5 protein-coding genes and 1 tRNA gene are annotated in these 7,062 nt (G+C 71.5%); 3 read left to right on the top strand and 3 right to left on the bottom strand.

All coding sequences use genetic code 11. The features are described from left to right. Positions 1–191: 191 nt before the first annotated feature. Positions 192–656 (top strand): GatB/YqeY domain-containing protein, encoded by a 465-nt coding sequence (locus A9X05_RS09960; protein WP_067780984.1) that lies wholly within the window; start codon positions 192–194, stop codon positions 654–656. Here the strand turns inward: A9X05_RS09960 and A9X05_RS09955 are convergent. From A9X05_RS09955 to A9X05_RS09945, 3 genes are all read right to left on the bottom strand, one after another. Then, positions 640–2,349 (bottom strand): selenocysteine-specific translation elongation factor, encoded by a 1,710-nt coding sequence (locus A9X05_RS09955; protein WP_067780979.1) that lies wholly within the window; start codon positions 2,347–2,349, stop codon positions 640–642. The genes A9X05_RS09960 and A9X05_RS09955 overlap by 17 nt on opposite strands. After that, entirely contained in the window at positions 2,337–3,617 is a 1,281-nt protein-coding gene (selA, locus tag A9X05_RS09950; RefSeq protein ID WP_067754225.1) for an L-seryl-tRNA(Sec) selenium transferase, read from the bottom strand. Before selA ends, A9X05_RS09955 begins: the two co-directional genes overlap by 13 nt. Positions 3,618–3,635: 18 nt before the next feature. Further along, positions 3,636–3,730 (bottom strand) — tRNA-Sec (locus A9X05_RS09945). A gap of 27 nt (positions 3,731–3,757) precedes the next feature. Between A9X05_RS09945 and selD the strand changes: the two genes are divergently transcribed. Both selD and A9X05_RS09930 read left to right on the top strand, forming a co-directional pair. Next, complete coding sequence (gene selD / locus A9X05_RS09940) at positions 3,758–4,750, top strand: selenide, water dikinase SelD (RefSeq protein ID WP_067754229.1); 993 nt, start codon at positions 3,758–3,760, stop codon at positions 4,748–4,750. A 39-nt stretch (positions 4,751–4,789) separates the two neighbouring features. Then, the coding region (locus tag A9X05_RS09930; protein ID WP_231975432.1) for a molybdopterin-dependent oxidoreductase at positions 4,790–7,062 on the top strand (2,273 nt) is incomplete at its 3' end.

Raw genomic sequence — 7,062 nt, 5'->3', positions numbered from 1 at the left:
CAACTTCAACCTGTCCGGTTAGCAAAGGAGGTGGTACGGCAATGACGCAGAGTGTGCCAGCGGGTCGCGGCGCGGTCACCGTGTTCCGCGTTGTTTGCGGGCGGGCCCGTCGTTCGTCATGGGCTCCATCCTGTCGGTGGTCCGGGCATTTCTCAATCATGGCCAGGCGGTCGGCGCGTAGCGTCTCTGGCATGGCCGAACTCAAATCCAGGCTGCGCGCCGACCTGACCGACGCGATGAAGAGCAAGGACAAGCTGCGCACGGCGACCCTGCGCCTACTGCTCGCCGCGATCCAAACCGAGGAAGTCTCCGGCAAACAGGCCAGGGACCTCTCCGACGACGAGGTGATCAAGGTGCTGGCACGGGAATCCCGCAAGCGGGCCGAATCGGCGGAGATCTACACGCAGAACGGCCGCGGGGAGCTCGCCGCCAACGAGCACGCCGAGGCGCGGATCATCGACGAATATCTGCCGACGCCGCTCACCGAGGCCGAACTGGCCGACGTCGCCGACACGGCGATCGCCCAGGTCGCCGAGGACATCGGCGAGCGCCCGAGCATGAAGCAGATGGGCCTGGTGATGAAGGCGGCCACCGCGATCGCGGCCGGCAAGGCCGACGGAGCCCGATTGTCGGCGGCGGTCAAGGAGCGGCTGTAGCCAGCACCACCCGGGTGCCGTCCGGGGCCCGCCTGGTCACGCGGCGGGCGTCGAGCTGCTCCAGCAGCGGGACCGCCACCCGCCGGGTGGTGCCCAGCGCGCGGCGCGCGTCGCTGACGGTGAACGGCTGCGGCAGCCCGGCGAGGATGCCCGTCGCCCGCTCCAGCGCGCCGGCCCCCAGCACGACGCCGTCGGCGATCCGGGCCAGCCGCCCGGCGCGCACCGCCGCGGCCAGTTCCCGGGGCCCGAGCTTGAGCTCGGCCAGTTCGTCGGCGTCCGGTGCCCGAAAGGGCTCGGCGGCCAGCCACTCCTCGACGGTCCGAACGGCCTTGTCCACGCGGGCCGGCAGGCCCGCACCCGGCGAACGAACCACCCCGTCGGCCACCTGCAGTCCGGTGCCCTCAAGCAGCGTCGGCAACAGTTCGGCCGCGGGCACCCCGGCCTGCTGCCGCAGCGTCTCCAGCGGCATCCCCGCCGCGACGTCGTGGTCGTCCGCCCAGAGCCGAACCGCCGCGGTCGCACGCTCGCGCCGCCCGGCCCACCACTCGGGATCCACCACCCAGTCGCCCACCCGCTGACCGACCGGCGGCAGGCCCATCGCCCGAAGTTCGGTCGCCCGCGCGCAGGCGGGCGGGCGAGCCCGGCCGGTCGCCAGCTCCGCCGCCCGCTCCCGCGCGGCGCCCCGACGACGCAGCGCAGGCGGCCGGACGTCGAGCACTTCGATCCCCGCCGCGATCCGGTGTTCGCCCGCGTCGCGCAACAGCCCGACATCCCCCACGCGCAGCGCCAGGGGCCTCGCCAGCCGCAGCCGGGCCGAGCCCGCCCCCAGCGGACGAACCTGCACCGGCACGGCCGCGGACCCCACGTGCAGCACCAGCTGCCGGTGCAGCGCCCCCGCCGACCGCAACCCGACGTCAATCTCCGTCGCATCGAGCCATACGCCCGGCGTCCGGACGGTGTCGCCGCGACCGATGTGCTGGCGGTCGACTCCGCGCAGGTTCAGCGCGACGCGCGCCACCGGCCCGACCGCCGCCTGGTCGCGGCCCAGCGATTGCACCCCGCGAACCGTCACCCGCTCACCGGCGTGCTCCAGCTCGTCGCCGACCCGTACCGTGCCGGCGGCCAGGGTGCCGGTCACGACGGTGCCCGCGCCCCGGACGGTGAAGCTCCGGTCCACCCACAGCCGCACGTCGGCGTCCGGGTCCGGGACCGGCAGCCGGTCGGTGAGCGCCAGCAGCTCCGCGCGAACCCGCTCCAGGTCGGTGCCGAGCGCGACGGGAGCGTCGGCAAGCGAGGTGGCGGAGAGTTTCTCGCGCGCCTGCTCGATGGCCCGGCCGGGGTCGGCGAGGTCGGCCTTGGTGATCACCAGCAGCCCGTGGCGGACCCCGAGGGCGTGCAGCGCGGCGAGGTGCTCGTCGGACTGTGGCATCCAGCCCTCGGTGGCGGCGACGACGAACACGACCGCCGGCACCGCGCCGACGCCGGCGAGCATGTTCGCCACGAACCGTTCGTGCCCGGGCACGTCGACGAACGCCAGCTGCCGGCCGCCGATCTCGGTCCACGCGAAGCCGAGGTCGATGGTCAGGCCGCGACGCCGCTCCTCGGCCAGCCGGTCCGGCCACATGCCGGTGAGCCGGTGCAGCAGGGTCGACTTGCCGTGGTCGACGTGCCCGGCGGTGGCTAGGACGAACATGCCCGCACCGCCGCGGCCAGCAGCGCGTCGTCCTCGGGCGCAACCGTGCGCAGGTCGAGCAGGCAGCGGCCCGCCTCCAGCCGCCCGACGACGGGTGGGCTGGCGGCGCGCAGGGCGGCGGCGTACGACTCGGGCAGGCTCACGGCGGCGCTGGGCAGCCGCACGTCCGGGGCCCCGCCGCCGCCGACGGCCGCGACGCAATCCACCGCCTCGGCGCCCGGCAGCGCGGCGGCCAAAGTCGCGGCGCGGGCCCGCAATCCGCTCAGGTCGGCGACCAACGCCTCGGCCACCGGCGGGGGCGGGCCGGTCAGGGTGGCTTCCAGCGCGGCGAGGGTGAGTTTGTCGACGCGCAGCGCGCGTGCCGCCGGGTGGCGGCGCAGCCGCTCGATGAGCTCGGCGTCGCCCAGCAGCAGGCCGGCCTGCGGGCCGCCGAGGAGTTTGTCGCCGCTCGCGGTGACCAGGTCGGCGCCGTCGCGCAGCGTCGACGTGGCGTCGGGCTCGTCGGGCAGGACGGGGTGTGGGGACAGCAGCCCGGAGCCGATGTCGACCACCAGGGGCACACCCAGCTTCGCCAACTCCGCGACGGACACCGCCGAGGTGAACCCGGTGACGTGGAAGTTGGACGGGTGCACCTTCAGGACGAAGCCGGTCTGCGGCCCGATCGCCTCCGCGTAATCGCGCAGGCTGGTGCGGTTGGTGGTGCCGACCTCGCGCAGCCGCGATCCGGCGCTGGCCAGTAGCTCGGGGATGCGGAACCCGTCGCCGATCTCGACCAGCTCGCCGCGGCTGAGCACGATCTCCTTGCCGGGCGCCAGCGTCAAGGCCGTCAGCAGCAGCGCGGCGGCATTGTTGTTCACTACGTGCACGCCGCCGGCGGTGGGCACCGCCCGCGCCAGCGCGGCCAGGGCGGCCCGCCCCCGACGGCCGCGGCGGCCGGTGGCCAGGTCCAGCTCGACGTCCGTGGTCCCGGCCGCGGCGACCACCGCGTCGACGGCGGCCCGCGACAGCGGCGCCCGGCCCAGATTCGTGTGCACCACCACTCCGGTGGCATTGATGACGGGCCGCAGGCTCGACGCGGTGCTGGGAAGTGCCGCGATGGCGTGCTCGGCGACGCGCTCGGGCTCGATCTCCCCGGCGCGCGCCCGCCGCTGCGCCTCGGCGATCACGGACTTGACCAGGGCGCGGCCCAACACCCGCTGCGCTTCGGCCAGGCGCGGATCGGCCAGCAGTGTGTCGGTGCCCGGCACCCGCCGGCGCGGGTCGCTCATGCCTGGCTCGGAGAAGTATGGCGGAGGCGGACGGGAATCGAACCCGCCAGCGGCAGCGTCTGCCGTTCGACGGTTTTGAAGACCGCGCCGGTCACCAGACCGGACACGCCTCCTCGGACCATAGGGACAAGTATGGACGCGTGACTTATCGACTGACCCAGTACGCCCACGGTGGCGGGTGTGCCTGCAAGATCCCGCCCGGTGAGCTGGAGGACATCGTGCGCGGGCTGGGGGTGAGCGCGCCGCGCGATCCGGTCGGTGAGTTGCTGGTGGGTCTGGACCACGGCGACGACGCCGCGGCGGTGCGCATCGAGCGCGACACGGCCCTGATCGCGACGACCGACTTCTTCACGCCGGTGGTGGACGACGCCTACGACTGGGGACGCATCGCCGCCACCAACGCGCTGTCGGACGTCTACGCGATGGGCGGGCGTCCGGTGGTGGCGGTCAACCTGCTGGGCTGGCCGCGCGACGTGCTGCCGTTCGAGCTGGCGGCCGAGACGCTGCGCGGCGGGTTGGACGTCTGCGGCCTGGCCGGCTGCCACCTCGCCGGCGGGCACAGCGTCGACGACCCGGAGCCGAAGTACGGCCTGGCCGTCACCGGGATCGCGGACCCGAAGCGGTTGCTGCGCAACGATTCCGGCAAGCCCGGCACGCCGCTGTCACTGACCAAGCCGCTCGGCGTCGGGGTGCTCAACAGCAGGCACAAGGCCACCGGCGAACGCTTCGAGCAAGCGATCGAGGTGATGACCACGCTGAACGCCGACGCATCCGCGGCGGCGCTGGCGGCCGGCATCGAATGCGCCACGGACATCACGGGTTTCGGGTTGCTCGGACACCTGCACAAGCTGGCGCGGGCGAGCGGGGTGACGGCCATCGTCGATTCCGCGGCGGTGCCCTATCTGGACGGGGCGCGGGAGGCCCTGGCGGCGGGGTACGTCAGCGGCGGCACGCGACGCAACCTCGACTGGGTGGCCCCGCACGTCGACTTGTCCGGGGTCGGCGAGGAGGACGCCCTGCTGCTGGCCGACGCCCAGACGTCGGGCGGGCTGCTGATCGCCGGTGAGATTCCGGGCGCGACCGTGATCGGTGAGCTGGTGCCCCGCGGCGAGCACACGATCGTGGTTCGTTGAGCCGGCGGGGTTTCATGCGCGCGCACTAGGGTAGAGGCCATGGCTATGCGCAAGCTTTTCCTGGAGTGGCCCGTCGTGCGTCAGCTGCGGTCGGGGGACAAGCTCGGCCGCGGGTCGGCGGTCACCTCGAAACGGACCCGCGCCGTCACGCCGCGCACGACGACGGCCGACCGGGTGGTGCAAAGCATCTGTCCGTACTGCGCGGTCGGCTGCGGGCAGCGGGTGTATGTCAAGGACGAGCGGGTGGTGCAGATCGAGGGCGACCCGGATTCGCCGATCTCGCGAGGCCGCCTGTGCCCCAAAGGCGCTGCCAGCGAGCAGCTGGTGAACTCGCCGGGCCGGCAGCTGCACGTGCTCTACCGCGCGCCGCGGGCGACCGAATGGCGGCCGCTGGACCTAGACACCGCCATCGACATGGTGGCCGACCGCTTCGTCGAGGCCCGCCGCCACGCCTGGCAGGACATCGACAAGAAAGGCCATCCGCTGCGGCGCACCATGAAAATCGCCGCACTTGGCGGCGCGACACTGGACAACGAAGAGAACTACCTCATCAAAAAGCTCTTCACCGCCGCCGGTGCCATTCAGATCGAGAACCAAGCTCGTATTTGACACAGCTCCACGGTTCCCGGTCTGGGGACCTCCTTCGGGCGCGGTGGCGCCACCCAAACACTGCAAGACATGGCCAACGCCGACTGCATCGTCATCCAGGGCTCCAACATGGCCGAGTGTCATCCCGTCGGGTTCCAATGGGTCGAGGAGGCGAAAGCGCGCGGCGCCAAAGTGATTCACGTCGACCCGCGCTTCACCCGGACGTCGGCGGTCTCCGACAAGCACATTCCGATCCGGGCCGGCTCGGACGTGGTGCTGCTCGGCGCACTGATCAACCACGTCATATCTCGCGATCTGTGGTTCAAAGACTACGTCGTCGCGTACACCAACGCGGCCACCCTGATCAACGAAAATTACCGGGACACAGAGGATTTGAACGGCCTATTCTCCGGCTACGATCCGGAGACGGGGCAGTACGACACATCGACCTGGGCCTACGCCGGTCAAGAAGAGGACGAACGCCATCAAGAGCACGGCGCCAGCGCGTCCGCTCGCGCTGCCGGCGATGCGCACGGTAGCGGCGGCCCACCCCTGCCGCACGCTCGCGTGCAGCGCGACGAGACCCTGCAGCACCCCCGCACGGTGTTTCAGATCGTCAAGCGACATTACGCGCGCTACACGCCGGAGATGGTGCGTGACGTGTGCGGCATCAGCACTGAGGACTTCGACTACCTGGCTCGCTCCATCGTCGAAAACTCCGGGCGCGAGCGCACCACCTGCTTCGCGTACGCCGTCGGCTGGACCCAGCACACGCTCGGCGCCCAGTTCATCCGCACCGCGACAATCCTGCAGCTGCTGCTCGGTAACGTCGGTCGCCCGGGGGGCGGCATCATGGCGCTGCGCGGGCACGCCACGATCCAAGGGTCGACCGACATTCCGACGTTGTTCAACCTGCTGCCCGGCTACCTCTCGATGCCCAAGGCCGGTGTGCACGACACCTTCCGGGACTACATCGAAGCTGTCGGACCGAAGAACCAGAAAGGTTTCTGGGCCGACGCGGACACCTACATCGTCAGCCTGCTCAAGGCGTGGTGGGGTGACGCCGCCCGCGCCGACAACGACTGGGCCTACGACTACCTGCCGCGGCTCTCCGGCCCGCATGGCACCTACCAAACGGTCATGTCGATGCTCGACGACGAGGTCGACGGCTACTTCCTGCTCGGCCAGAATCCGGCCGTCGGATCCGCGCACGGCCGCCTCCAGCGCATGGGCATGTCGCACCTGAAGTGGTTGGTGGTCCGCGATCTCAACATGATCGAGTCGGCCACATTCTGGAAGGACGGTCCGGAGATCGCCTCGGGCGAGCTGAAGACCGAGGACATCGAGACCGAGGTGTTCTTCTTCCCCGCGGCTACGCACGTCGAGAAGGCCGGCTCGTTCACCCAGACCCAACGCCTGGTGCAGTGGCGGCACAAGGCGGTCGAGCCGCCCGGCGACTGCCAGAGCGAGTTGCAGTTCTTCGTCGAGCTGGGCAAGCGAATCCGCCAGCGGCTGGCCGGCTCCACGGACGCGCGCGACCGCCCCCTGCTGGATCTGACCTGGGACTATCCCACCGACGAGCACGGCGAGCCCGACCCCACCGCGGTGCTGGCCGAGATCAGCGGCTGTTACCTGAGCGGCCCCAAGGCCGGCCAGCCCGTGCCGGGGTATACCGAACTGGGTGCCGACGGATCGACGTCGTGCGGATGCTGGATCTATTCGGG

It is taken from the genome of Mycobacterium sp. E3298, assembly GCF_001666895.1.
In the GTDB taxonomy this organism is placed as follows: domain Bacteria; phylum Actinomycetota; class Actinomycetes; order Mycobacteriales; family Mycobacteriaceae; genus Mycobacterium.
This window is presented reverse-complemented; position numbering and strand designations above follow the sequence as displayed.

Coding starts and splice junctions, on each gene's coding strand:
- A9X05_RS09960 (WP_067780984.1), top strand. CDS start 192: ATGGCCGAACTCAAATCCAGGCTGCGCGCCGACCTGACCGACGCGATG.
- A9X05_RS09955 (WP_067780979.1), bottom strand. CDS start 2,349: ATGTTCGTCCTAGCCACCGCCGGGCACGTCGACCACGGCAAGTCGACC.
- selA (WP_067754225.1), bottom strand. CDS start 3,617: ATGAGCGACCCGCGCCGGCGGGTGCCGGGCACCGACACACTGCTGGCC.